The sequence below is a fragment of the Yersinia sp. Marseille-Q3913 genome (genome assembly GCF_963892745.1).
In the GTDB taxonomy this organism is placed as follows: Bacteria; Pseudomonadota; Gammaproteobacteria; order Enterobacterales; family Enterobacteriaceae; genus Yersinia; species Yersinia bercovieri.
Window position 1 is genome coordinate 39,176 of the sequence record NZ_CAWQAF010000006.1, and the last position, 26,444, is coordinate 65,619.

Below are 26,444 nucleotides of genomic sequence, written 5' to 3' on the forward strand. Positions count from 1 at the left end.
GTATTAGCTAACCTACCCAGTTTGGCACGTTTCTTGTAATACTCTTGCTAAAACCCTGGTCAGTGCCGTGATATTTGACGATGTGGCGCGGGGGAAATAAACAATGAGTAAGGAGCCTGCCATGTTTGAACTTCTTTTTGTTATCGGTTTTTTCATCATGTTGATGGTGACCGGTATTTCTTTGCTGGGAATATTTGCCGCTTTGCTGGTTGCGGCGGCCTTTATGATGGTCGGCGGGTTATTCGTCATGATGATTAAACTGTTGCCGTGGCTGATTCTGGCCGTTGTCGTCGTCTGGCTCTGGCGTTCGATGCAGAAACCGACTGTCAGGCGTTACTAAAATTTCACTTTCTTGCGGCAGCGATCACAGCCTGAAAGTTTAGTCGGACGAATCTGAGGGAAAACGTATTTTTTCTCCAATGTGCTTGCTAGGATGCTACGCAATACGATTTGGTATCACTTTTCATCCCTGCCAGAGGTAAAAATAGCCGTATAAGCGGCAGTTAGTTCTGGTGGAATACTCTGCTGTACCCCTACAAAGGCATCAAAGAAATAGTATAATCAGAGCCTCGAATAATAGAGGCTCTGATTATTACTTTTATATATAGTACAAGGCTAATGCTAAAACACTAAATAAATCAAGTAAATAATTGAAATCGTGAAATTATAATATTAAAGGTTGGTAAAAAATCTATTATAATTGGCAACAATGTAAACTATTTGAGCGACAAATGCCTCCTGAATAGCTTTCTTTTCTTCTTCATTCGGACATTTCTCTTTTATATCAAAGAAACTTTGTTGCATTAATTGGGTGGTGATATCAGTGGCTTTTTGAAAGGCAGATAAGTTATTGTTTTTGCCATATTTATTTAGTATTAAATCAAATCTTTCATCAGCAAAGTCTCGCAGGATCTGAAATTCTTCATTGCTTATTCTATTGTCACGATAGAAAGCGTTCAATAATGTTTTTATATCTCTATTAGTTTCTGAGTTATGCATAATTAAAACCTCAATGTATGTAATGAATAAAGCTGTTTCAGTATTACAAACTGAGGATATATAGATAATGCGCTCAGAGCAATTGGGGTTTAGTCGTCAGTTGGCTGAAAATAATAGAAAGTAATTTTTTTAATAAATGCTAATTTAAATAATGGATAGCAATATTGGGCTATCCATTATTAGCGCCGGAAATTAAGGGATCAGCAAGCTGGACCCCGTGGTCTGGCGGCTTTCTAATATCTCATGGGCCAGACGGGCATCCCGCAGCGGGAATTGCTGTTTTTTAGCCACATCAACATTAATCGCACCGCTGGTAATCAGCGAGAACAGCTCCTGACTGGCGCTTTCCAGCTCTTGCCGATTGGTTACATACACATTGAGTGACGGGCGGGTCACATACAGCGCGCCTTTTTGGTTCAGTATAGCGAGGTCAACCCCTGTCACCGGGCCGGAGGCATTACCGAAGCTGACCAACAAACCTCGGCGTTTAAGGCTGTTAAGTGAGTCGAGCCAGGTACTTTTCCCCACCGAGTCATATACGACGCCAACTTTTTCGCCATGGGTCAGCTCAGCCACCCGCTCGGCGATATTTTCGGTACGATAGTTAATCGTCGCCCAGGCACCCGCAGCTTTGGCTAATTCGGCTTTTTCATCCGAGCCAACACTGCCAATCAGTTTCGCGCCCAGTGCTTTTGCCCATTGGCAGGCAATGAGTCCGACCCCGCCGGCTGCGGCGTGGAATAAAAACAGTTCGCCGGGTTTGATTTCATGGGTCTGACGCAATAAATATTGTACTGTCAGCCCCTTGAGGAATGATGCCGCCGCTTGTTCGAAAGAGATCTGCTCAGGGAGCAAGGCAATCCTCTCCGCTGCGACATTATGCACTTCACTGTAAGCGCCGAGGGCTGACTGAGCATAGACCACCCGATCCCCCACTTTTAGGGTGTGAACCGATGAACCCACTTTCACGACGACGCCAGCTGCTTCTGTCCCCAAGCTGCTTGGGAAATGGGGTGGCGAATAAAGCCCGCTACGGATATAGGTATCAATATAGTTAATGCCGATCGCTCTGTTCTCTACCTGAACTTCATCAACTGCGGGATCTGTTGGTGTGAAATCAAGGTATTGCAATACTTCAGGCCCGCCAGTGGTGGTAAATTGAATATGCTTTGCCATATTGGTTCCTCAATGTAGATTTGTTTTCACCCTACAGGGTTCTGCATAAGTAGCCAAGATCTGGCTAAGACCGATAAGTGATAGGTAATTCATCATCCGCCCTCAGTGTTTGAGATAGCGGCATTCACTCAGTAAATCACTGCTCGGCATCTGGCCGATTTATCATTCATTTACCGCCCACCTGCAACTCCAATTGCTTTGGGTATATACTAGGTCGCTATGTTTTCTATTCGTCATTTTTCTATTCGCAACAAAGGTAAAGAACACTCTTCATGGCTGCCAAAAAACCAACTAACAATATGACAGAGCCACGAGACCGCCAGATGGAAGGGCTGAAGCTCCCGCCTCATTCGCTGGAGGCAGAGCAGTCCGTGTTGGGCGGTTTGATGCTGGATAACGAGCGCTGGGATAATGTGTCAGAACGCGTCGCCAGTAATGACTTTTTCAGCCGCCCGCATCGCCGGATCTTTACTGAAATGCAGCGCTTGCTGGAAAACAGCAAGCCGATCGACTTGATCACCTTGTCTGAGTCACTGGAGCAAAAGGGCGACTTAGATTCGGTTGGCGGTTTCGCCTATCTGGCAGAATTATCCAAAAATACGCCAAGTGCGGCGAATATCGGTGCTTATGCTGATATCGTGCGCGAACGTGCCGTCGTCCGTGAGATGATCTCCGTGGCCAATGAGATAGCTGATGCCGGTTACGATCCTCAAGGGCGTAGCAGTGAAGATTTACTGGACTTGGCCGAGTCCAAAGTTTTCCAGATTGCCGAAAGCCGGGCCAGCAAAGATGAAGGGCCGAAAAGTGTCGATCAGATCCTCGAAGCCACAGTGGCGCGTATTGAGCAGCTCTATCAGCGCCCCCATGATGGTGTCACCGGTGTCTCAACCGGTTTTACCGATTTGGATAAAAAGACCGCTGGTTTGCAGAAGTCAGATTTGATTATTGTTGCGGCGCGTCCATCAATGGGTAAAACCACTTTTGCGATGAACTTATGCGAAAATGCCGCGATGATGCAGGAAAAGCCGGTATTGATCTTCAGTTTGGAGATGCCCGGCGACCAGATCATGATGCGTATGTTGGCCTCACTGTCACATGTCGATCAGACCCGCATCCGTACCGGCCAGCTCGATGACGAGGATTGGGCGCGTATCTCCAGCACCATGGGGATATTGATGGAAAAGCGCAACATGTACATCGATGACTCCTCTGGCCTGACCCCCACTGAAGTGCGCTCCCGCGCCCGGCGTATCTTCCGCGAGCATGGCGGCTTAAGTCTGATCATGATCGACTACCTGCAATTGATGCGGGTGCCGTCGCTGTCGGATAACCGGACCTTGGAAATCGCCGAAATTTCACGATCCCTGAAAGCCTTAGCCAAAGAGCTGCAAGTGCCGGTGGTGGCGCTGTCGCAGCTTAACCGTAGTTTGGAGCAGCGCGCCGATAAGCGGCCAGTTAACTCCGACTTACGTGAATCTGGATCCATTGAGCAGGATGCTGACTTAATCATGTTTATCTACCGTGACGAGGTTTATCACGAGAACAGTGATGAGAAAGGGATAGCACAAATTATTTTGGGTAAACAGCGTAACGGCCCGATCGGTTCTGTTCGACTGAAATTTAATGGTCAATGGTCACGTTTCGATAACTATGCCGGCCCGCAATACGACGACGAATAATATCCCCTCGTACTTGAAGTCGCAGGGTTGTTAGCTTGCGGCCTATCTGCAACTCCAATGACTTTGGGCATAACATCTACTAAGGATAAGAAATGAAAGCGGCAACCGCAGTAATTGACCGCCGCGCTCTGCGACATAACCTGCAACAGGTTCGGCGCATGGCGCCGCAAAGCCGCCTGATTGCTGTTGTGAAAGCAAACGCTTATGGCCACGGGTTATTAGAAACAGCGCATACCTTGCAGGATGCCGATTGCTACGGCGTCGCGCGGATTGGTGAAGCCCTGATGCTGCGTTCCGGCGGAATTGTAAAACCAATTTTGCTGCTGGAAGGCTTCTTTGCCGCAGAAGACCTGCCGATTCTGGTGGCGAACCGCATTGAAACGGCGATCCACAGCATTGAACAACTGGAAGCGCTGGAAGCCGCCGATCTTCCCGCCCCGATCAATGTTTGGATGAAACTGGATACCGGGATGCACCGTCTGGGCGTTCGCCCTGAACACGCGGAAGCTTTTTATCAGCGCTTAAGTACATGCCGGAATGTCATTCAGCCAGTTAATATTATGAGCCACTTCAGTCGTGCGGATGAGCCACAAGTGGATACCACTCGTCAGCAACTGGCCTGTTTTGATGCCTTTGCTACCGATAAGCCCGGTAAGCAATCTATTGCGGCATCCGGCGGCATCTTGCTGTGGCCAGAAGCGCACCGTGACTGGGTTCGCCCTGGGATCATTCTGTACGGTGTTTCGCCGTTGGATGAGCCCTACGCCAGCCATTTCAATTTATTGCCAGCCATGGCATTGAAATCCAGCCTGATTGCGGTGCGCGAACATAAAGCTGGCGAGCCTGTGGGTTATGGTGGCACTTGGGTCAGTGAGCGAGATACGCGCTTGGGTGTGGTGGCGATTGGTTACGGCGACGGTTATCCGCGCAGCGCCCCATCCGGTACGCCGATGTGGGTCAATGGCCGCGAAGTTTTCATTGTCGGCCGAGTTTCCATGGATATGATCTCTGTCGATCTCGGGCCAGATGCCCACGACAAAGTCGGCGATGAAGTGTTGCTATGGGGGGGCGAATTACCCGTCGAGAGGATCGCGGCCTGTACCGGTATTAGCGCCTATGAATTGATCACTAAGCTGACCTCCCGCGTAGCGATGGAATATCTGGGTGAATAAGGTAAGCTGCATTGCAGGGTAAGATAACTATTATTGATACAGGAGAGCAGCGCCGTGTTCCAAAATGTTGACGCCTATGCAGGTGACCCAATCCTTTCACTGATGGAAAGTTTTAAAGCCGACGACCGGGCACATAAAGTCAATTTGAGCATCGGGCTTTATTACAACGAACAAGGTGAAATCCCGCAGATGCAGGCGGTGGACATCGCTGAAGCTCAGTTGAATGCTCAGCCACACGGAACACCGGTTTATTTGCCGATGGAAGGTCTGCAACCCTACCGCACTGCTATCCAGAAGTTACTTTTTGGTAACGATCATCCGATGCTGGCTCAGCAACGCGTCGCGACGATCCAAACCGTGGGCGGCTCTGGTGCGCTGAAAGTGGGTGCTGATTTCCTGCATCACTATTTTCCTGATTCACAGGTGTGGGTCAGTGATCCCACTTGGGAAAACCATGTCGCTATTTTCGGTGGCGCAGGTTTTAAGGTGAATACCTATCCCTACTTTGATGATGAGAAGCTGGGCGTAAAATTCGAGCAAATGCTGGCAACATTGCAGCAGTTACCCGCCAGAAGTATCGTGTTGCTGCATCCGTGCTGCCATAACCCGACGGGTTCTGATCTGACGAACACGCAGTGGGATCAGGTCATTGAAGTGGCTAAAGCGCGGGATCTGATCCCCTTCCTCGATATCGCCTATCAAGGTTTTGGTGCCGGGCTAAATGAAGATGCCTACGCCATTCGCGCGATGGCAGCAGCAGAATTACCCTGTTTGGTGAGCAACTCCTTCTCCAAAATTTTCTCCCTGTATAACGAGCGGGTCGGTGGCCTGTCCGTGGTGTGCGAAAGTGAAGAAGCGGCTGGCCGCGTATTGGGGCAACTGAAAGCCACGGTGCGCCGTAACTACTCCAGCCCACCAAACTTTGGGGCGCAGGTGGTTTCGAAAGTGCTGCATGACACTGAATTGCGGGCGAAATGGCAGGCCGAAGTGGAACAGATGCGCCTGCGGATTATTGAAATGCGCAGCACATTGGTGCAGGCCTTAAAAGCTGCGCTACCCCATCGCAATTTTGATTATTTGCTGCAACAGCGCGGCATGTTCAGCTATACCGGCTTTAGCGAGGCACAAGTCGATCGCCTACGCGAAGAGTTTGGTGTGTATCTGATTGCCAGCGGCCGGATGTGCATGGCGGGCGTCAATCACAGCAATGTCCAGCGGGTTGCTGCTGCTTTTGCTGCCGTACAGTAATTGAGTTATTAAGGCGCAATGATTGCGCCTTTTTTGTTTTATTTTTTCTGCCAACTTTCCGCCACTTATCCTCATCTCCTGCCAATTTAGCCTTAAGCCAATGGCTGTAAATCGATTAAAGAATATACTAATAATGTGGCTAACATCGGCCCAATGATCATTCATCGCTCACAGTAAAACTTTAGTTATGGGTGCAAGCTAATAAATAATTCAGCAGGTCGCTGTATCGATGGATTGGATGTTTTTATGGAATAAATAACTGATGAGGCTTTTTCGCGAGACGGTATAGGCCCATCACAGGAGATAGCTCAATGAATAATTCCGCATTATTGGAGTACTGCATGTCCAAGCCGGGGGCTGAGCAGAGTGATCATGAGGTTTGGCAGGTCAATCAGATTAAAGTCGGAGACGTGATGTTTGCCATGGTGGGAGAGACGAAGGGGCGGCCCTCTATTTCATTGAAAACCAGCCCACAATTGGCGGAGAGCTTACGGGAGCAACATCCGGAGATCGTGCCGAGTGAACACTTGAATAAAGCGCACTGGAACACGGTGTTTCTGGATGGCGAATTACCGAATTCGCAGTTTTATTCGTTAATTGATCGCTCTTATCAGTTGGTGTTGCAGGGGTTGCCGGAGCAGCGGCGTCAGGCTCTGACCATATGATGATCAAAAAAATAGCCTCTGGGGCAACTAGTAGGTTGATTGCTCCAGAGGCGAGTACAGTTTGACGCGTTACTTACGTTGCAGCAATGGCTTCAGGAAGCGGGCGGTATGGGATGCGGCGCACTCTGCGACGGTTTCTGGTGTGCCGGAGACTAAAATCTCGCCGCCGCCACTGCCGCCTTCTGGCCCCAAATCGACAATCCAGTCCGCCGTTTTGATCACGTCCAGATTATGCTCAATCACCACAATGGTATTGCCCTGATCCCGCAACTGATGCAATACCGCCAGCAACTGCTGAATATCAGCAAAATGTAGGCCGGTGGTCGGTTCGTCCAGAATATATAGCGTCTGGCCGGTGCCACGTTTCGACAGCTCTCGCGACAGTTTGACCCGCTGCGCTTCACCGCCAGACAAGGTGGTTGCTGATTGCCCCAGGCAAATATAGGACAAGCCAACATCCATCAATGTCTGTAGCTTACGTGCCAGCGCTGGCACGGCATCAAAGAACTCACGCGCCTCTTCGATGGTCATCGCCAACACTTCGTGAATGCTCTTGCCTTTGTACTTAACTTCCAGTGTTTCACGGTTATAACGCTTACCTTTACACTGGTCGCAAGGGACATAGATATCCGGTAGGAAGTGCATTTCGACCTTAATCACCCCATCGCCCTGACAGGCTTCGCAACGGCCACCTTTGACGTTAAAACTGAAGCGGCCCGGAGTGTAACCGCGAGCGCGTGATTCAGGCACTCCAGCGAAAAGTTCCCGGATTGGCGTAAAGATGCCGGTATAGGTCGCAGGGTTAGAACGTGGTGTTCGGCCAATGGGGCTTTGGTCGATATCGATAACTTTGTCGAAATGCTCCAGCCCCTGAATTTCGCGGTATGGCGCGGGTTCGTTGGTGGTGGCGCCGTTCAACTGACTTTGGGCGATGGAATATAAAGTATCATTGATCAGTGTCGATTTACCGGAGCCAGAAACCCCGGTAATGCAGCTAAATAGCCCGACAGGCAGTGTCAGCGTAACATCTTTCAGATTGTTGCCGCTGGCCCCAATCAGTTTTAACACTTTGCTCGGATCTCCGGCGACCCGTTGCGCTGGAATAGCAATTTCCCGCTTGCCGCTGAGGAACTGGCCGGTCAATGAATTTGGCGCAGCCATAATGTCATCTACAGTGCCTTCTGCCACCACTTCGCCACCATGTACACCGGCACCGGGGCCGATATCAATCACATGGTCTGCGGCGCGGATCGCATCTTCATCATGCTCCACCACAATCACGGTATTACCCAGATTGCGCAGGTGAATCAATGTTTCCAGCAAACGTTCATTATCACGTTGGTGCAAGCCAATGGATGGTTCATCCAGCACATACATTACGCCAACCAATCCCGCACCAATCTGGCTGGCTAAGCGGATGCGCTGTGCCTCGCCACCGGACAGGGTTTCAGCCGAGCGCGACAATGAGAGATAATTCAATCCAACGTTAACCAGGAACTTCAGCCGGTCACCAATCTCTTTCAGTATTTTCTCAGCAATCTGCGCCCGCTGACCACTCAGTTTCATATTTTGGAAGAAGGTCAGCGCGTGACCAATACTCAGTTCTGAAATCTCTGGCAAGGTAGTGTTTTGGACAAAAACATAACGCGCTTCTCGCCGCAGACGTGTGCCGCTGCACGAGGCACAGGAGCGATTGCTGATAAATTTCGCCAGCTCTTCGCGCACTGCACTAGATTCCGTCTCTTTATAGCGGCGTTCCATATTGTGCAGCACCCCCTCGAAGGGGTGGCGACGAACGGTGGTATCACCCCGATCGTTGATGTATTTAAACTCAATGGTATCTTTGCCGGAACCGTACAACACCGCTTTTTGTATTGCGGCATCCAGCGAGTTAAATGGAGCTTCAATATCAAATTTATAGTGATCCGCCAGTGAACGTAACATCTGGAAGTAATAGAAGTTGCGGCGATCCCAGCCACGGATAGCGCCACCCGCCAGAGACAACTCAGGGTTTTGCAGCACGCGGTCAGGATCAAAGAACTGTTGCACGCCAAGGCCGTCACACGTAGGGCAGGCACCGGCCGGATTATTAAAGGAGAACAGACGCGGCTCCAGCTCACTCATGCTATAGCCACAAATCGGGCAGGCAAAGTTGGCGGAGAATAGCAACTCTTCGGCGTGGGGATCGTCCATATCCGCCACCACGGCAGTGCCGCCGGATAACTCCAGTGCGGTTTCAAATGACTCAGCCAGGCGCTGCGCCAGATCTTCACGCACTTTAAAGCGATCGACCACCACTTCAATGGTGTGTTTCTTTTGCAGCTCTAATTTGGGTGGATCAGAGAGATCACAAACCTCACCGTCGATCCGCGCCCGGATGTAGCCCTGCATCGCCAGATTTTCCAGCGTTTTGGTATGTTCGCCTTTGCGATCTTTTACCACGGGGGCCAGTAGCATCAGGCGGCGGCCTTCCGGCTGGCTGATGACGTTATCCACCATCTGACTGACGGTTTGAGCTGCCAGCGGCACATCATGATCAGGGCAACGCGGTTCACCGACACGGGCGAACAGTAAACGCAGATAATCATGAATCTCTGTGATGGTTCCCACGGTGGAACGCGGGTTATGGGAAGTCGATTTTTGCTCAATGGAGATCGCCGGTGAAAGACCTTCAATATGGTCGACATCCGGTTTTTCCATCAGCGATAGAAATTGGCGCGCATAGGCAGAGAGAGACTCAACATAACGGCGTTGCCCCTCGGCATACAGGGTATCAAAAGCCAGTGAGGACTTGCCTGAACCCGATAGACCGGTGACAACAATCAGTTTGTCGCGCGGGATAATCAGGTTGATATTCTTAAGATTATGGGTGCGAGCGCCCCGAACTTCGATATTATCCATTCAAACATTTCCCGGATTTGCTGAGCCTCTCACCGTGCCTTTTTCGCGCTTATTAGCCATGAAAACACACTTTAGAAAAAGCAAAAATGTGCGCCTTGCAACGCCAAAAAAAGGACACAGCCAGTACGAAACGGATAATTATGACACAAAAAAACCTGAATGGATATCCAGTATCCGAGTGCAATTAAGAGAGATTACGCGATAAATCTGTAATGCATTACGCACTTATGATCTGTTGTGCCCTTTGGTAGTTAGCGTGTTAAACTTACTCGTTTATACTTTACAAAATTTACTTCATCAGGAGAGTTAACATGGCCAGCAGAGGCGTAAACAAAGTGATTTTGGTCGGGAATTTGGGCCAAGACCCGGAAGTCCGCTACATGCCTAACGGCGGCGCTGTTGCCAATATCACCCTGGCCACTTCCGAAAGCTGGCGTGATAAAGCAACCGGCGAGCAGAAAGAGAAGACGGAGTGGCACCGTGTGGTGTTGTTCGGCAAACTGGCTGAAGTAGCGGGTGAATACCTGCGTAAAGGCTCTCAGGTTTATATCGAAGGCGCACTGCAAACCCGTAAGTGGACCGATCAGGCTGGTGTTGAGAAATACACCACTGAAGTTGTGGTTAACGTTGGCGGCACCATGCAAATGCTGGGTGGTCGTCAAGGCGGCGGTGCTCCGGCAGGTGGTGGTGCACCACAAGATGGCGGCGCGCAAGGCGGTTGGGGCCAACCTCAACAACCACAAGGTGGTAACCAGTTCAGCGGCGGCCAGACTTCACGCCCTGCTCAGTCTGCACCCGCAGCGCAACCGCAAGGCGGCAATGAGCCACCAATGGATTTCGACGACGACATCCCGTTCTGATCCCTGTCATCTAAAAACAGAGAAATCAAACCCAGTGTAATAGCTGGGTTTTTTGTACTGACCAGTCAAGGCATCGCCGCTATTTTGTCACATTGTCGATGAAGACCTGTCAGGATACTTTCTGCTAAGTCAGCCGGAAAATCAGCGGGAAGTAGAGCCTGTACCTGGGTGATAACTCGTGGCGTTGCGGCAATAACTTCGTCAATAATAGTGTCAGCCTGAGTGGCTCCCAATCCAACAATCGTGGCCTGCTGTCGCCAATGACGTCGTTGTATCTGATTAATTAAATAGTAATTTTTACTCCCTCGCACTGCCATTGCTAACTTGGTTTTTTGAGGAGCAATTTGATTACGCCCTGATCCGATAATGGGATGGGCGGATAGCACATCATAAAGTGGTGTGAGGTGGTAATGGCTAGCTGGCAAATGGGAAATGCTAAAGTTTTTTGCATGTCCATCTGTCGCTGCCAGTAACCAGAAAATAATCTGGGTCTTAAAGAAGATTTTTCTGTCTTCACTGGCATTATCCGAGCCACTTAAAATCTCCATGATTGTTGTAATACCGGGGCCACCGTCCGATTGATATTTTTTTAAGGGTGAAGTCCCGGTCGCCTGACACATATCCTCCTGCGGTAATCTGATAATCCAACGGTTATCACTAGACAGTCGGCGGTCAAAACGTTCAACAATCAATGCCTTTTGATCCTCAAACCGGCCAATTTCACAGCGGGCAACCGGTAAGTTATAGCTTTCCAGAATTTTCGCGCACAACCATTCATTCTCAACCGAGGTTTTCATATCTGCTTGCATGTTGCCGACCAAGCCCAGTGGAAGCTTGAAGATATGGGTTGTGGGTGTGCTTTCTAAAGGAAGGCACCACTGATCGTCGTGAAACAAAAGTGCTGTTTTTTCTTGTGCCCCGGCGATAGATAATCTGAGATCTTCATTCTGCTCAGGGCGCAAGAATGCGTTGTCAGACAGTGAGTTTTGTAGGATACGCGCTACATCACTCTCTGTTAGTGGCCGTAAAAGGCAATGACAATGACAACGGGCGACCTTGTTCATTTTTTATCCATTCCTCAGCATAGACCAGTAATTCTTCGCCTCGTTTCTTTTCCCAATAGCCAACCTGTTGGCCGTTCATCCAGATATTGAGCCGTTGAGTCATACTACCAATCCTCTTGTTTCGATGGTGAATTCATCGTCTGATTTTTGTCAGGTTGGCAAGTTTTATCAGGATGAGGTTTGGCGCTTTTTTTCTCACCAAGGATCAGTTCTACCTCTAAAAGTTGTAATACCTTAAACAACCTTTCAACACTGGCTGATGCTGGGTCTGCCTCCAATTTGGCATAGGATTGTTGGGTGATACCCAATAGTTGTGCCAAGCTGGCCTGAGTCAGACTTTTACTCTTTCGAAAGCCAATCAGTGTTGGCCGCAATTGACTCAAAATTTTAATAGGATAGTCCATTAAGACCTCAGCAGATTGTTGTTCTAAATAGCATAGTACAACTTATAGACTGTAATTTAATAATACAACTGATAGGTTGTAAATGTAAAATACAGGCTATAGGCTGTAATTATGGCTTACAACTCACAGGCTGTAATTTAGCGCTAATGTCAGAATAATAAGGCGGTATTGAGCACTCGACTATACTCACTCCTTTAGCGTTGTCACTTTCTCGGTCGCTTATCATATGGAGCTTGGTTATGGTCATTGTTCACCATCTGAATAATTCACGTTCACAGCGCATTTTGTGGATGCTGGAAGAGTTGCAAGTCCCCTATGAGTTGAAGCGCTACCAGCGCGATCCGGGCAGCTTGCTGGCCCCCCCTGAACTGAAAAAAATCCATCCGTTGGGTAAATCACCGGTGATCACTGACGGCGATCTGACGCTAGCTGAGTCGGGTGCAATCATCGAATATTTGCAGGAAGCCTATGATGCACAGGGGCTGTTTAAGCCGACGGGTCATTATGACCGCCAGCAGTTTCGCTACTGGATGCATTATGCGGAAGGTTCATTGATGCCGCTGCTGGTGATGAAACTTATCTTCAGCCGATTGGGTGGGCCGCCAGTGCCGTGGATTATTCGCCCGGTTGCCAAGGCGTTAGGCGATGGGGTGCAGAAAAATTATCTTAATAAGCAAATTGCCACGCACCGCGATTATCTGGAGCAGCATCTCACCCAACATCAGTGGTTTGCTGGCAGCGATTTCAGCGCGGCAGATATCCAAATGAGCTTCCCTATTGAGGCCATCAATAGCCGTGGCGGTCTTGCGGGCTGCCCGAAACTGCAAGATTTCTTAGTGCGCATCCATCAACGCCCCGCCTATAAACAGGCGATTGAGCAGGGTGGTGCCTACAAATTAGAGAGCTGAGCACCGGCGATTAAGTATCAAAGGTCACTCAAGATAAAAGGGTGTGAGGCCGCTCACACTTTCATTTGCCCTCGATTTGATGCTTACGGACAAATTAATGTTAAAAAATGCATTAAATGTCGCTATCTGGTGTTGATTAGTCACTGCCGTTGGCTAGATAATCGTTTGCCTTAAATGACATCTGCCCTAAATCTCGATTTTTTTCAGTCATGCGCACTTCCAGCTAATCGTTTGCTATTTCCTCCGCCATCTCGGCGCGAGGGGAATTGACGAGTTAATCGGCAGCGACGGAAACGATTACGTATGGAAAAGGCGCCTGGCTTGCTGATGATTTTAAAATGACACACACAGGGGACATAACCATGTCTAGCACCAATCCTCAAGCGAACGCGGCAGCAAAGCCAAAAAGTTCGCTTGATGCATTTTTCAAAATAAGTGAACGTGGCAGTAATGTACGCCAGGAAGTGCTGGCCGGTCTGACGACCTTTTTGGCTATGGTCTACTCGGTTATTGTTGTGCCGAGCATGTTGGGCAAAGCCGGTTTCCCGCCAACAGCAGTGTTTGTCGCAACTTGTTTAGTCGCGGGTTTGGGTTCTTTGCTGATGGGCTTGTGGGCGAATTTGCCGATGGCGATTGGTTGCGCCATCTCATTGACCGCGTTTACCGCATTCAGTTTGGTATTGGGCCAACACATCAGCATCCCTGTGGCATTGGGCGCAGTATTCCTGATGGGGGTGCTGTTTACCATCATCTCCGTCACCGGGATCCGCTCATGGATATTGCGTAACTTGCCGATGGGCGTGGCGCACGGCACCGGTATCGGTATCGGCCTGTTCCTGCTGCTGATTGCGGCGAACGGTGTCGGCCTGGTTATCAAAAACCCAATTGAAGGTTTGCCAGTGGCGCTGGGCGCATTTACCTCTTTCCCGGTGATTATGACGTTATTGGGTCTGGCGGTGATTTTCGGTTTAGAAAAACTGCGGGTGCCGGGTGGTATTCTACTGGTGATTATCGGCATCTCAATTATTGGCCTGATTTTTGACCCCAGTGTGACCTACCAAGGGCTGTTCGCCATGCCTAGCCTGGCTGATGCCAACGGCGACTCTTTGATTTTCAGCCTCGATATTATGGGGGCGCTGAAACCTGTGGTGCTGCCAAGTGTGCTGGCGTTGGTCATGACTGCGGTGTTTGATGCCACGGGCACCATCCGTGCGGTGGCGGGTCAGGCTAACTTGCTGGACAAAGATGGCCAAATTATCAGTGGCGGCAAAGCGCTGACCTCTGACTCCGTCAGCAGCATCTTTGCTGGTTTGGTAGGCGCGGCCCCGGCTGCGGTGTACATCGAGTCTGCTGCGGGTACGGCGGCAGGTGGCAAAACCGGTATGACCGCCACGGTCGTCGGTGTGCTGTTCCTGTTCATGCTGTTCCTCTCGCCGCTCTCCTATTTGGTTCCGGCTTACGCTACGGCACCGGCCCTGATGTACGTGGGCTTACTGATGCTGAGCAACGTGTCTAAACTGGATTTCGACGACTTTGTTGATGCGATGTCCGGCTTGCTTTGCGCGGTATTTATCGTGCTGACCTGTAATATCGTGACCGGCATTATGCTGGGCTTCAGTTCACTGGTGATTGGCCGGATCTGTTCCGGCGAATGGCGTAAACTGAACCTCGGCACCGTGATTATCGCGGTGGCGCTGGTGGCATTCTATGCAGGTGGCTGGGCGATTTAACTCCACGACTATTGGGGACGCCCTGTCCCCAATATTGCCACTACGCCAATATTCCCACTTCTTTGTGTTTTCCTGCTCTCTGTTACAGGTTTTTCCCCGTTCCATAAAAAAGTGATCTACTATCAAAAGCTACGCGTTGGCCCTGTTGACGGGCGAGTATGATCGTTAAGTCGTGTTGAGTAGAGTCTAAGGAAAGCATGGAAATCTTTTTTACAATCCTCATTCTGATTCTGGTGGTATCGCTCTCCGGCGTTGTCACCCGAATGTTGCCGTTTCAAATCCCCCTCCCACTGATGCAGATTGTCTGTGGCGCCCTGTTAGCCTGGCCCCACTTTGGTTTGCATGTCGATTTTGACCCGGAATTATTCCTGGTGCTGTTTATTCCGCCGCTGCTATTTGCTGATGGTTGGAAAACACCGACGCGGGAGTTTATTCATCACGGGCGGGAGATCTTGGGTCTGGCGCTGGCCTTGGTGCTGGTCACCGTGGTGGGTATCGGCTACCTGATTTACTGGATGGTGCCGGGTATCCCGCTGGTGGCAGCCTTTGCGCTGGCGGCGGTATTGTCGCCAACCGATGCCGTGGCGTTGTCCGGTATCGTGGGGAAAGGGCGCATCCCAAAATCGATTATGGGCGTACTGGAAGGGGAGGCGTTGATGAACGATGCCTCCGGCCTGGTGGCGCTGAAGTTTGCTATCGCGGTGGCGATGGGCACCATGATATTTACCGTCTCCGGTGCCACGCTAGAGTTTCTTAAAGTGGCCATCGGCGGCTTGCTGGCCGGTGTGGCGGTCACCTGGCTGTACAGTAAATCGCTGCGTCTGATGAGCCGCTGGAGTGGCGATGACCCGGCGACACAAATCGTGTTACTGCTGCTGTTACCTTTCGCCTCTTATCTGATTGCCGAGCATATTGGTGTCTCCGGTATCCTGGCGGCAGTGGCGGCGGGCATGACTATCAGCCAGTCTGGCGTGATCCGTAATGCCCCGCTGACGATGCGGTTACGTGCTGATAGCGTCTGGTCGATGCTGGAATTCGTGTTCAACGGCATGGTGTTTATCCTGTTGGGTCTGCAATTACCGGGGATTCTGGAAACCTCGATTGTGCAGGCGGAGTTGGATCCGACCATCCAAACCTGGAATCTGTTTGCTGACGTTGCCATCATTTACGGCGCACTGCTGGTGCTGCGCTTTAGCTGGCTGTGGTCGATGAAAAGAATCAGTAAGCGCTTACTGAAGAAACGGCCACTGGAGTTTAGCAATTACACTACTCGCGAGCTGTGGGTGGCGTCGTTCGCTGGAGTCCGTGGGGCGATTACCCTCGCCGGTGTGCTGTCGATTCCGTTATTCCTTAGCGATGGCTCAGCTTTCCCATCCCGCTACCAATTGGTATTTATCGCCACTGGCGTCATCTTGCTGTCGGTCATTGTCGGGGTCATTGCTCTGCCGCCATTACTGCGCGGTGTGGTCATGGCAGATAAGAGCGCCAGCCGTGAAGAGATCCGCCTGGCGCGGGCGGCGGCGGCGGAAGTGGCGATTGTCAGCCTGAATAAGATGGAAGAGCGGCTGGCGGCCAGCAGTGAGGAGAATATCGATCCAGAACTGCTCAAAGAGGTCAGTTCACGGGTCATCGGCACTTTGCGACGGCGCACCGGTAGCAAGGATGAAGTCGAGAGCACCTTATTGATCGAAAATCTGGAGCGACGCTTCCGCTTAACCGCGCTGCGGGCCGAGCGTGGTGAGCTGTATCATCTGCGCGCGACCCAGAAAATCAGCAATGAAACTCTGCAAAAACTGTTGCACGATTTGGATCTGCTGGAAGCGCTGTTGATCGAAAAAGAGGGTTAGTTCCCCTCATCCGGCTGCTGCCCGGCGGCCGGTTTTATCTCAACCAATGAACCATTGGGCCAAAATTCACGGCAACGGCTAATCCACGCCTGCGCGCTGTGAGAAAGGTAACTTCCATGCAGCCAAATTAACCCCAATTGCCACGGCATCAGTGGCGCTAGCGGTAGCCACCCGAGTTTATAAATTCACAAACCTGCATTTATCGCGTTTTTCGACCCGAATTATCTGCATCTATTCGGGGTGACAAACCCAGATTAACTGCAAATGAACCTGCAATTGAGGGCTTCGACCTGCATTCCATTCAGGCGAACCCACATTAGCTGCAACCAGCGACAACTCCATAAACTCAGTGATCATCAAAGTTTATGGTCTTTGATATCTGAAACCACTACTTGCAAGAGATAATCATATTCGCCAGTAGTGCGAAAAAAAACCATTACTTCGGGCATATGACGGACTTGTGATACAAAATGAACATACCATTCATGATTATGGTTTTGCGTTTTAATCATCACAAAGACAGTCAGTGCCAGCTTAAGCTTTTCCTTTCTAAGGGAGAAAGTTTTTCTCCCAAGCTATAAAAAAAACAGCTAATAAAACAATATTTTTCTCACATTAAAAAGATATATTAGTTTCTTTTATGAGGGTGGTATCATGCGTAAAGCCACAATATCAATACTATTCATATTGGTTTGTTTAACCTGGGGCACTACATGGCTGGCAATGAGAGTGGCGGTTGAAACGATCCCCCCTATATTTGCAACGGGGATGAGGTTTATATTTGCGTCACCTTTTTTAATCTGCATTGCATTGCTAACAAAAGCACCACTATTCTTTCCACCAGGACAACGCTTTTTCCAATGTATAGTTTGTATTTTTTATTTTGCCATTCCTTTTACATTAATGATTTATGGTGAGACTTATGTTAGCTCAGGTCTCGCCTCAATTATTTTTTCCAATATGCCAGTGGCTGTATTGATTGCATCGATTCTGTTTTTAAATGAAAAAACAAATTTAATGCAAATCACAGGGTTAACTATAGCAATAGTTGCTCTGGCAAGTATCCTCTTTGAGGAATCAAAATCAAATATAGGGAGTCATTGGCAGGGGATCCTTGCTCTTGTTTCTGCAGTGATTATACATGCAGTGATATATGCGCAATGCAAAAAAAGATGTTGCACAGTTTCTGTCATCACATTTAATGCACTTCCTTGTTTTTCTGCTGGTTTAATTCTTGCAACGGCCGGGTATTTTTTTGAGAAACCACAATTCACTGATTTTTCAATATATTCAATATGGTCAACATTTTATCTTGGCGCTTTTGCCGGGGTATTTGGTATCCTTTGCTATTTTTTACTCCAGAAAAAGGCTAATGCCTTTCAGGCATCTCTGGTGTTTTTAATATTCCCGCTGATTGCCGTAAGTTTGGAGAACTATATTTATGGGTATGCAATTTCATTGCGCTCAATTCTTCTGATATTACCTTTGGTTATTGGAATACTACTTACCCTTATATCCCAGCATCATAATGCAGTGAAAAAAACAGGAAAGAATTCACCAGTAAATAACGATAGTAGTCACTGATGGTGAAGCATTCTGTACATCAATATAGACGGAAAATCATTTTCAGTTATTGTGGGTTGGTGCAAATGGAATGCAGGTCGACGTGGATAAATGCAGGTTTGGCCATTTATAAAGTAAACGACAGAAACCACAAACACCGACATGTCGGGGGAAGCCCTTATAGTAGCTTTTTGCACGATTGGTCCTCAAATCCCAGACCCGGGATTATTGCTCAAATAATTGGTAGAACGTTGGATTATCTACACATTGGCCACTGCCGCATTCGAGAATCGTGGACACCAGGTTAGCGGTGATTAGCAAAGAGAACAGCACTATAGCGATTTTCCCCCAGAAAAAGTCCCCCGCTTGAGATTCAATTGCTATGTCATTTCTGCTCAGCATTAACATTACAGATATACCAACAATAGCGAGAATGGAAAATATCAGCGCCCAAGTATAGAAGTGTAGCCCCAAGAAAGTAGAACCGTAACCCAGATCACCTGGCATAATATGTAGAAACATTTGGCGAGCAGCAATAACCCCAGTTATCACGCAACCTATCAGGGCGATCCCGTAATGTGCTCCTCTGACCCCAAAACCAACATTAAACATAAAACCCATACCAATCATGATCATACCTACTCGTTGCAATAAGCAAAGTGGGCAAGGGAGTTCAAACAAAGCAAACTGATAATAAAACGCGATGATCAGCACGGCGGAAATACCTAATAAACTGAGAATATTCAGCCATTGGCTCAGATTATTATCGTACCTTGATTGTGTAGATTGAGTCATAGTGAAGTTCCTGTCAGAAAGAAAGACTCAGCACATCGGTGGCATGATGTCTAAACCAGAAAATGGTCACGACCAACAAAATGAGCCAAAGGGAATAACTGAGTTTCTTTTTGCCAGCAAAAGTACTGATGGCCGCAATAAGTGCAATCAAAAAAGGAAGGAACATAACCATGTGGGACTCTCCGTAAATCATAGGAGTGACATAATATAAGGATAATTCATTTAAGCTCTGTTGCAATAATGGCGAAAAGTCAGATTCCGCCGCAATTAGACGTCAACTACCTGTAACGACTCGCGTTTACCCGTTTTGGGGACTGTAAGCGCACGCTGATAGCGAAGACTTTTATTTGCAGGTAATGTGGGTCGATAACAGCGTAATCTGAGCCAAAGCGGGATAAATGCAGGTTCATTTGCAGCTAATGTGAGTCCGTACCTGTTTTCATTTGCAGTTAATCTGGGCTGGAAATCAGTGGTAAATGCAGGTCGGGCCGATTTCAAATGCAGGTCATTACAGCTAGCGGTAGCCATAACAGCGCTTTTTTATCCAGCCGCTGGCAAATCGGTTCCGGCAAAATGGCGATGCCAATGTTGGCTTGCACCATGGCGGCTAAAAAATCCCACTGACCACTGCGCACCGCGATTTTGGGAATAAAACCACCCGCCGTAAAGGCGTCCATTAATTGGCGGTAGAGGGCAAAATCTTCGTTATAAATCAGGATAGATTGCTCTGCCAATTCGGGAATACTGATGGTGGTGCGGTTAAGCCAAAACGGGGTACGTGGCACCACCACACAAAGCGGATGGCTGAACAGTGGCAGTGTGGTCAGGGGTAAATCGGCGTCAGCAGGCAGGGCGGTGAGGGCGAGATCCAGTTCACCGGAGAGCACGGCCTGTTGCACGGTTAAGCCACCGAACTCGGCAATTTGCAGCTCCACTCCGGGGTAACTTTGGCGAAATTCGCTAATCAACCGGGTTAGTAGTGGATCGGGTTTACCGCTTTGAGGTGTGGCTGCAACGCCGCAAATCTAATCGCCATGAGTGATTTTATCATTAGTCTCAGCTGTTTTCTGGCGACACTAGCACTCTATTTTGCCAATAAAAAGCTCTATCGCCGCCGCCGTTGATTGCTGCTGATGCCCTGGTACTGACACCTATGGTTTTGGTGTTGCTACTGGTGGTCACCCATATCTCTTATCAGGATTATATTGGTGAAACGCATTGGTTGTTGTGGCTATTGGGGCCAGCCACCATCGCTTTTGCCGTGCCGGTGTATGAGAATTTGTCGATCATTCGCCGCCATTGGCTATCACTCACCGCAGGGGTGATTACCGCCATTGGCTATCACTCACCGCAGGGGTGATTACCGCCATCACTGTGGCGGTGGTCAGTTCGGTGTGGTTGGCGAAGTTACTCACGCTGTCGGAAGAGGTGCAACGCAGTCTGGCGGTGCGCTCCATTACCACGCCTTTTGCGCTGGAAGCGGCTAAACAGCTGGGTGGGCAACCTGATTTGGTGGCGCTGTTTGTGGTGATTACCGGGGTATTTGGTATGGCGGTCGGGGATCTACTGTTCCTGCGGCTGTCAGTGCGCAGTGGGTTGGCAAAGGGCGCAGGTCTGGGGGCCTCTTCCCATGGCGCGGGCACGGCAAAAGCCTATGAAATGGGGCCACAGGAGGGTGTGGTATCTAGTTTGGTGATGATGTTAGCCGGCATTATTACGGTGATTGGTGCACCGCTTATCGGCCATTTATTATGGTAAATAATGCCCTGATAATAGTTGCTGACGTCATAAATAATTAACTCAATCACCATTGGCATTTTTCGGCATAAATTGAAATGAGCCAGTGCTTTTAAAAAAACTTTGCGGAATATAATTATTAATGTTTTGTGCATCACAATATTCGATGATTTGCTGTTTATTGGAGACACTTGCTTTCCGATAAATACTCTGGATAATATTACAGACGGTTCTGACTGATAGAAACAGCTTATTGGCGATCTCCGCACTGGGATAGGCGTGTAGAAGATAAAATAGCACCTCCCACTCTCGGTTGGAAAATAGAGTCGAGGGGGGCGTAAAAACCAGTGAGGTGGGTATTTTTATTTTGCTTAAATGGCTTAATGCCATATTGTCCACTGTTCGACCATGGAATATTGTTCCAACCGATACTCCATCTTCATCGATTATTGGGCATTTATCAAAAAACCAAGGTTGCATATAGGAATTGCCTTCAAATGCATGTATTTCAAGTGATGTTACGCGATCCTTTAATAATTCCACTTTGCGATCATGGGCTTGAAACTCAGTTTGAAACTCGGCGGTGGGGGCCGGTAGCTCACCATCTAATCGTCCTTCCACGGAAAAACCATCAGGCAAGGCCAGTAACTGAAGATATTTTTTATTTGCATAAATAAACTGTGACTTATTATTTTTTACTCCCCAAGGCTCTGAGCTGTTAGCCCAGAATTGTATTGATACGTTAATTGCCTGTAATATATTTTCTTTCATTTTATTTTACTCTCGTTGATTCACTTAATTAATAAGTGAGTTGATGATTAATGATGTTTTGTTTTTTAGCGATTGTTAATTTATTAAATAACGATTATCTTTTATTTTCAATCCCACTATTTCTCAATTTTCAACAAGGAGGTTTTACATGATAAATTTCTCTGATTTCAATTGTAATAATGCGATAGCTGATAATATGGTGGGTATTTCAATTGCAGATATGATTAAAAAAGAGGGCTTGCGGGCTTATGGAACCCAGTTGGTGCAGGGGAGCCGTGTGGGGTGTCACAGCCATACCGACGATGAGGAGTGGTACATTATTATCTCAGGTGAGGGGGCTATTTGGACGGCGGATGTTATTGCTGGTGAGCTAAAAAATAGGCGCGTAGATAGCTTTGCCAAAGGTTCGGTCTTTTGTATTTATCCTAATACTGCCCATCAACTTACCGCCAAAACAGACGTTGAATTCATCTTCTTGTGTCCAGAGTCGCATATCACCCATGACCGCGTTCTGTTTGAGGATATTGCGCAGTAGCGAAATGAAAAAGGGTGAGGAGACCTCACCCATAAGTATTCAATGAAAACACCCAACGTAATGAATTTAGTGAATAACTTGTGCCAGAAACGCCTGTGTGCGCTCTGATTTCGGATGAGAGAAAAACTCCGCTGGCGGTGCTTGCTCCACGATTTCACCACGATCCATAAAAATAACCCGATCGGCGACGGTGCGGGCAAAGCCCATTTCGTGGGTCACGCATAGCATGGTCATGCCCTCATGCGCCAGACTTATCATGGTATCCAGCACCTCTTTGACCATTTCTGGGTCCAGTGCCGAGGTGGGTTCGTCGAACAGCATGATTTTGGGTTTCATGCACAAAGAGCGAGCAATCGCCACGCGCTGCTGCTGCCCGCCGGAGAGCTGACCGGGGAACTTATGGGCGTGCTCGGCAATCCGCACTCGCTCCAGATAGTGCATCGCCAGTTCATCCGCCTCTTGCTTCGGCATTTTGCGCACCCAGCTTGGGGCCAGTGTGCAGTTCTGCATCACGGTTAAGTGTGGGAACAGATTAAAGTGCTGGAACACCATGCCGACCTCGGTGCGCACTCGCTCAATGTTACGTAAATCATCATTCAGCTCAATGCTATCCACCATGATCTTGCCCTGCTGATGCTCTTCCAGATGGTTGATGCAGCGGATAGTAGTTGATTTTCCGGAGCCGGAAGGGCCGCACAGCACAATGCGTTCGCCGGGGCGCACATGCAAATTGATATCTTTCAATACGTGGAACTGCCCGTACCACTTATTGACGTTTTCCAGCGTAATCATCATCTTATCGCCGAGAATTGGCTGATTGTCGCTCATGTTATGCCTCAATGTGTGGAACGTCCGGTGTGAAAGCGCTTTTCCAGATGCTGGCTGTAGCGCGACATGCTGAAACAGAAAATCCAGTAAACTGCGGCGGCGAAGACATAGCCCTCGGTTGACATCCCCAACCAGGCCGGGTCGACAGTGGCTTGTTGCACACTGCTGAAGAGATCAAACAGACCAATGATGATCACCAAACTGGTATCTTTAAACAGGGCGATAATGGTGTTCACCAGCCCCGGAATGACCATTTTCAGTGCTTGTGGCAAGATAACCAGCCCTTGGGTTTTCCAGTAGCCCAGCCCCAGTGATTCTGCGGCTTCGGTCTGCCCTTTGGGCAGAGCTTGTAGCCCGCCGCGTACCACTTCCGCCACATAGGCTGACTGGAACAGCACCACCCCTACCAGGGCGCGGATGAGCTTATCGATGCTGGTGCCTTCGGTCATAAATAGCGGTAGCATCACCGAGGACATAAATAGCACGGTGATTAACGGCACCCCGCGCCAGAACTCGATAAACACCACTGACAGAATGCGCACGACCGGCATACTTGAGCGGCGGGCCAGCGCCAGTAAAATACCCAACGGCAGTGCGCCAGCAATACCGACGGCGGCAATGATTAACGTCAGTGTCAGGCCGCCCCACTGGCGGGTTTCCACGCGGGTCAGCCCCAGAAAACCGCCATATAACATCACCCAAACCAGTAGCGGGTAGGCCACCATCCAGACTGTCAGATAGCGGCCACGACGTGGCATAGCGCGCCAGAACAGTGGGAGCAGCGTGAGTAATCCGATGATTAGCGTGGTATTAATGCGCCAGCGCTGCTCAATGGGGTAGAGGCCATACATAAACTGGCCAAAGCGCGCATGAATAAATACCCAACAAGCACCTGCGCGAGTGCAATCGGTGCGTGATGTACCTAGCCAGTTGGCGTTAAAAATCGTCCAATTCAACAGCGGTGGGATCAACTGCCACATCAGCCACATACAGAGCAAGGTCAGCAGGCTATTGATCCAACTGGAGAAGAGATTCTTTCTGGCCCAAAAGACCATCTGGCTCAATGAGTTACCTGGCCGCACAGTGCTGGGTGGTTCGCGGGTTAATGTCATCGTCATTCGCTCCCCTTAGCGCTCTACCAGCGCAATGCGCCGGTTGTAGAGATTCATTAAAAATGAAATTGATAGGCTGATAACCAAGTAGACCGACATGGTGATGGCGATGGTCTCTATCGCCTGACCGGTTTGGTTCAGCACAGTACCGGCGAACAACGACACCATATCGGGGTAGCCGATGGCCGCAGCCAGTGAGGAGTTTTTGACGATATTCAGATATTGGCTGGTCAGTGGTGGAATGATGACCCGCAACGCCTGCGGCAAAATAACCTGACGTAGGGTGACGGTATTGGGTAACGCCAGTGATCGCGCGGCTTCATGCTGACCGTAGGGCACGGACTGAATGCCGGAGCGAATCACTTCCGCAATAAAAGTTGAGGTATAAACTGACAGCGCCAGTGTTAGGGCGGCCAACTCAGGGATGAGCACCAACCCGCCTTTAAAGTTAAAACCACGTAATTCGGGGATATCCCAGTGCAGCGCCGGGCCAAACATTAAGTGAGCCAATGTGGGCAGGGCAATCAGCAGCAACAGCCCCAGTGGCCAGGTGCGGTGGAATTGGCCGGTATGGCGCTGGCGGAAATGGTTATAGCGATAGAGGGCGATGATGGCGGCAACCGCCAATAGCACGGCGACCAGTGCAGGGATAAAACCGGCCGCAAATTCCGGTGACGGCAAATATAAGCCACGATTACTCAGAAATGCGACACCGAAGGCATCCATACTCTGCCGTGGCCCCGGTAGATTGCGTAATACCGCGAAATACCAGAAGAAAATTTGCAGCAGCGGTGGGATATTGCGGAAGGTTTCGATGTAGACAGTCGACAGTTTACGTAATAGCCAGTTGTCAGATAGACGCGCCAGCCCGATAAAGAAGCCCAGTATCGACGCAAAGAAGATGCACAATACTGAAACCAGCAAGGTGTTGAATAGCCCAACCAAGAACACGCGACCATAGGTATCGCCCTGCTCATAGTCGATAAGGTGCTGCACAATGCCAAAACCAGCACTGTTGTTCAGGAAGGCAAAGCCGGAGGTGATGCCCCGGGTTGATAGATTGGTAATAGTGTTATGAATCAGGTACGTACCGCATCCGATCAGTATCAATAGCGCAATAATTTGATACAGCCAGGCGCGCACCGCTGGATTGGTCAGCGAAAAGGCACCTTTGACGGCTGGGCGTTGTGACATAGTGTGGGCCTCGGTCTGGGTCATACATCCGGCAGGGCGAACCTGCCGGAGAGATCAAAAACTGCATCTGTATTAGCGAACCGGTGGTGCGTACTGGAGGCCACCATTGTTCCACAGCGCATTTTGCCCACGTTTGATTTTCAGCTCACTGCCCATACCGACGTTGCGGTCAAAGCTTTCGCCGTAGTTACCCACTTGTTTGACGATTTTAACCACCCAATCGTTCGGTACTTTCAGATCTTTGCCGTAGTTGCCTTCCTGACCTAACAGGTGGGCCATATCCGGTGTAGTCGGTTTCGCCGCCAGTGCTTCGACATTTTTCGAGGTCACCCCCATCTCTTCCGCGTTCAGCATGGCAAATAGTGTCCAGCGGACGATGGCGAACCAATCTTCATCACCACGGCGCACCACTGGCCCCAGCGGCTCTTTCGAGATAACTTCTGGCAAGACGATAAATTCGTCTGGTTTACCTAACTTGATACGCAGCGCATAGAGTTGGGATTGGTCAGAGGCCAGTGTGTCGCAACGACCTGAGTCCAGTGCTTTGGCACTCTCATCGGAGCGGTCGAAGGTGACTGGGGTGTATTGCATTTTGTTGGCGTTAAAGTAGTCAGCGACGTTCAACTCAGTATCCGTGCCCGCCTGAATACAGACAGTGGCACCATCCAGCTCTTTGGCGCTCTTCAGCCCCGCTTTATTGTGGGTCAGGAAGCCGATACCGTCGTAATAGTTCACGCCGGTAAATAACATCCCCATCCCGGCATCGCGGGATGAGGTCCAGGTGGTGTTACGGGACAAAATATCCACTTCGCCGGATTGCAGGGCGGTAAAACGCTCTTTTGCGGTCAGCGGGGTATATTTTACTTTTTCTGCATCACCGAAGATGGCGGCAGCAACACCACGGCAGACATCGACATCAAGACCGGAGAATTTACCGCTGGCATCGGCGTAAGAGAAGCCGGGCAAACCATCACTGATACCACATTGCACAAAACCTTTTTTCTTCACCGCATCCAAAGTAGTACCCGCGTGGGCCTGACCCGCTAATGCCACTAATGAGGCGGTAGCCACCAGCGTTGAAATGATAATTTTTTTCATGAAAGCGTCCTGTGAGGCAAAGTCGAACCTATTTTAATTTTGTGGCGCACCGGTGATGCACCGTCGCTGTCTGTTGGCATGTAGCCAGTTTGGTATTAGCAAATGGGATGCCAGAGTTGCATTTCATTGCTTAGAGAGCGAATGACTGGGGATTACCT

22 protein-coding genes and 6 pseudogenes are annotated in these 26,444 nt (G+C 49.4%); 13 read left to right on the forward strand and 15 right to left on the reverse strand.

Annotated elements, in window-relative coordinates; all coding sequences use genetic code 11:
- The first annotated feature begins 121 nt into the window (after positions 1-121).
- Complete coding sequence (gene pspG, locus AACW11_RS03120) at positions 122-340, forward strand: envelope stress response protein PspG (protein WP_212585920.1); 219 nt, start codon at positions 122-124, stop codon at positions 338-340.
- A gap of 332 nt (positions 341-672) precedes the next feature.
- On the opposite strand, the gene AACW11_RS03125 is transcribed toward pspG, so the two are convergent.
- Both AACW11_RS03125 and AACW11_RS03130 read right to left on the reverse strand, forming a co-directional pair.
- Positions 673-999: a hypothetical protein gene (locus tag AACW11_RS03125; RefSeq protein ID WP_212585921.1), complete on the reverse strand. Its 327-nt coding sequence runs from the start codon at positions 997-999 to the stop codon at positions 673-675.
- 192 nt (positions 1,000-1,191) lie between these two features.
- A complete protein-coding gene (locus AACW11_RS03130) occupies positions 1,192-2,175 on the reverse strand; it encodes a quinone oxidoreductase (protein WP_212585922.1) in 984 nt (327 codons plus the stop codon).
- 272 nt (positions 2,176-2,447) lie between these two features.
- On the opposite strand from AACW11_RS03130, the gene dnaB reads away from it, so the two are divergent.
- From dnaB to AACW11_RS03150, 4 genes are all read left to right on the forward strand, one after another.
- Positions 2,448-3,854, forward strand: coding sequence for a replicative DNA helicase (dnaB, locus tag AACW11_RS03135; protein ID WP_005191462.1), 1,407 nt, complete (start codon positions 2,448-2,450; stop codon positions 3,852-3,854).
- Positions 3,855-3,946: 92 nt separating this feature from the next.
- Positions 3,947-5,026 (forward strand): alanine racemase, encoded by a 1,080-nt coding sequence (gene alr / locus AACW11_RS03140; protein ID WP_212585923.1) that lies wholly within the window; start codon positions 3,947-3,949, stop codon positions 5,024-5,026.
- 54 nt (positions 5,027-5,080) lie between these two features.
- Positions 5,081-6,274 (forward strand): amino acid aminotransferase, encoded by a 1,194-nt coding sequence (locus AACW11_RS03145; RefSeq protein ID WP_212585924.1) that lies wholly within the window; start codon positions 5,081-5,083, stop codon positions 6,272-6,274.
- Between the two features lie 311 nt (positions 6,275-6,585).
- A complete protein-coding gene (locus AACW11_RS03150) occupies positions 6,586-6,939 on the forward strand; it encodes an MmcQ/YjbR family DNA-binding protein (protein ID WP_212585925.1) in 354 nt (117 codons plus the stop codon).
- A 69-nt stretch (positions 6,940-7,008) separates the two neighbouring features.
- Here the strand turns inward: AACW11_RS03150 and uvrA are convergent, their stop codons facing one another.
- Positions 7,009-9,840 carry an excinuclease ABC subunit UvrA gene (gene uvrA, locus AACW11_RS03155; protein ID WP_212585926.1) on the reverse strand — a complete coding sequence of 944 codons (2,832 nt, stop codon included), beginning with the start codon at positions 9,838-9,840 and terminating at the stop codon, positions 7,009-7,011.
- Positions 9,841-10,151: 311 nt separating this feature from the next.
- Here uvrA and ssb1 point away from each other — a divergent pair, with 311 nt between their 5' ends.
- Positions 10,152-10,700, forward strand: coding sequence for a single-stranded DNA-binding protein SSB1 (gene ssb1 / locus AACW11_RS03160; RefSeq protein ID WP_005165221.1), 549 nt, complete (start codon positions 10,152-10,154; stop codon positions 10,698-10,700).
- 65 nt (positions 10,701-10,765) lie between these two features.
- Here ssb1 and AACW11_RS03165 read toward each other — a convergent pair.
- Both AACW11_RS03165 and AACW11_RS03170 read right to left on the reverse strand, forming a co-directional pair.
- Positions 10,766-11,867 (reverse strand): annotated as a pseudogene (locus AACW11_RS03165) (HipA domain-containing protein).
- A gap of 1 nt (position 11,868) precedes the next feature.
- On the reverse strand, positions 11,869-12,168 hold the full coding sequence (locus AACW11_RS03170; protein ID WP_212585927.1) for a helix-turn-helix transcriptional regulator: 300 nt from the start codon (positions 12,166-12,168) through the stop codon (positions 11,869-11,871).
- 239 nt (positions 12,169-12,407) lie between these two features.
- Between AACW11_RS03170 and AACW11_RS03175 the strand changes: the two genes are divergently transcribed.
- The 3 genes from AACW11_RS03175 (at position 12,408) to AACW11_RS03185 (ending at position 16,653) form a co-directional block, all read left to right on the forward strand.
- Complete coding sequence (locus AACW11_RS03175) at positions 12,408-13,076, forward strand: glutathione S-transferase family protein (protein WP_212585928.1); 669 nt, start codon at positions 12,408-12,410, stop codon at positions 13,074-13,076.
- Between the two features lie 362 nt (positions 13,077-13,438).
- Positions 13,439-14,806: an NCS2 family permease gene (locus AACW11_RS03180; RefSeq protein ID WP_212585929.1), complete on the forward strand. Its 1,368-nt coding sequence runs from the start codon at positions 13,439-13,441 to the stop codon at positions 14,804-14,806.
- 197 nt (positions 14,807-15,003) lie between these two features.
- On the forward strand, positions 15,004-16,653 hold the full coding sequence (locus tag AACW11_RS03185; RefSeq protein ID WP_050126912.1) for a Na+/H+ antiporter: 1,650 nt from the start codon (positions 15,004-15,006) through the stop codon (positions 16,651-16,653).
- Here AACW11_RS03185 and AACW11_RS03190 read toward each other — a convergent pair.
- Both AACW11_RS03190 and AACW11_RS03195 read right to left on the reverse strand, forming a co-directional pair.
- Positions 16,650-16,823: pseudogene (locus tag AACW11_RS03190) on the reverse strand (LysR family transcriptional regulator); the annotation flags it as partial. The gene AACW11_RS03185 and the pseudogene AACW11_RS03190 overlap by 4 nt on opposite strands.
- A gap of 195 nt (positions 16,824-17,018) precedes the next feature.
- Positions 17,019-17,207 (reverse strand): annotated as a pseudogene (locus AACW11_RS03195) (Lrp/AsnC family transcriptional regulator); the annotation flags it as partial.
- 100 nt (positions 17,208-17,307) lie between these two features.
- On the opposite strand from AACW11_RS03195, the gene AACW11_RS03200 reads away from it, so the two are divergent.
- On the forward strand, positions 17,308-18,237 hold the full coding sequence (locus AACW11_RS03200) for a DMT family transporter (RefSeq protein WP_212585930.1): 930 nt from the start codon (positions 17,308-17,310) through the stop codon (positions 18,235-18,237).
- A gap of 204 nt (positions 18,238-18,441) precedes the next feature.
- Here AACW11_RS03200 and AACW11_RS03205 read toward each other — a convergent pair whose 3' ends face one another.
- The 3 genes and pseudogenes from AACW11_RS03205 to AACW11_RS03215 form a co-directional block, all read right to left on the reverse strand.
- Positions 18,442-19,011, reverse strand: coding sequence for a disulfide bond formation protein B (locus AACW11_RS03205; RefSeq protein WP_212585931.1), 570 nt, complete (start codon positions 19,009-19,011; stop codon positions 18,442-18,444).
- A gap of 13 nt (positions 19,012-19,024) precedes the next feature.
- Positions 19,025-19,204 carry a DUF5993 family protein gene (locus AACW11_RS03210; protein WP_445285796.1) on the reverse strand — a complete coding sequence of 60 codons (180 nt, stop codon included), beginning with the start codon at positions 19,202-19,204 and terminating at the stop codon, positions 19,025-19,027.
- Positions 19,205-19,526: 322 nt separating this feature from the next.
- Positions 19,527-19,979: pseudogene (locus AACW11_RS03215) on the reverse strand (LysR substrate-binding domain-containing protein); the annotation flags it as partial.
- Between AACW11_RS03215 and AACW11_RS03220 the strand changes: the two are divergent.
- Positions 19,976-20,053: pseudogene (locus AACW11_RS03220) on the forward strand (CidA/LrgA family protein); the annotation flags it as partial. The pseudogenes AACW11_RS03215 and AACW11_RS03220 overlap by 4 nt on opposite strands.
- A pseudogene (locus AACW11_RS03225) lies at positions 20,046-20,769 on the forward strand (LrgB family protein). The pseudogenes AACW11_RS03220 and AACW11_RS03225, both read left to right, overlap by 8 nt.
- A 42-nt stretch (positions 20,770-20,811) precedes the next feature.
- Here the strand turns inward: AACW11_RS03225 and AACW11_RS03230 are convergent.
- The gene (locus tag AACW11_RS03230) at positions 20,812-21,519 is read right to left on the reverse strand and encodes a helix-turn-helix transcriptional regulator (protein ID WP_212585932.1); all 708 of its coding nucleotides are present in this window, start codon (positions 21,517-21,519) and stop codon (positions 20,812-20,814) included.
- Positions 21,520-21,667: 148 nt separating this feature from the next.
- Between AACW11_RS03230 and AACW11_RS03235 the strand changes: the two genes are divergently transcribed.
- The gene (locus tag AACW11_RS03235; protein ID WP_212585933.1) at positions 21,668-22,054 is read left to right on the forward strand and encodes a cupin domain-containing protein; all 387 of its coding nucleotides are present in this window, start codon (positions 21,668-21,670) and stop codon (positions 22,052-22,054) included.
- A 66-nt stretch (positions 22,055-22,120) separates the two neighbouring features.
- Here the strand turns inward: AACW11_RS03235 and AACW11_RS03240 are convergent, their stop codons facing one another.
- From AACW11_RS03240 to AACW11_RS03255, 4 genes are all read right to left on the reverse strand, one after another.
- Entirely contained in the window at positions 22,121-22,882 is a 762-nt protein-coding gene (locus AACW11_RS03240; RefSeq protein WP_283050237.1) for an amino acid ABC transporter ATP-binding protein, read from the reverse strand.
- Between the two features lie 8 nt (positions 22,883-22,890).
- Complete coding sequence (locus AACW11_RS03245; protein ID WP_212585960.1) at positions 22,891-23,994, reverse strand: amino acid ABC transporter permease; 1,104 nt, start codon at positions 23,992-23,994, stop codon at positions 22,891-22,893.
- Positions 23,995-24,009: 15 nt separating this feature from the next.
- A complete protein-coding gene (locus AACW11_RS03250) occupies positions 24,010-25,188 on the reverse strand; it encodes an amino acid ABC transporter permease (RefSeq protein ID WP_212585934.1) in 1,179 nt (392 codons plus the stop codon).
- 72 nt (positions 25,189-25,260) lie between these two features.
- Entirely contained in the window at positions 25,261-26,286 is a 1,026-nt protein-coding gene (locus AACW11_RS03255) for an amino acid ABC transporter substrate-binding protein (protein WP_212585935.1), read from the reverse strand.
- Between the last annotated feature and the right edge of the window lie 158 nt (positions 26,287-26,444).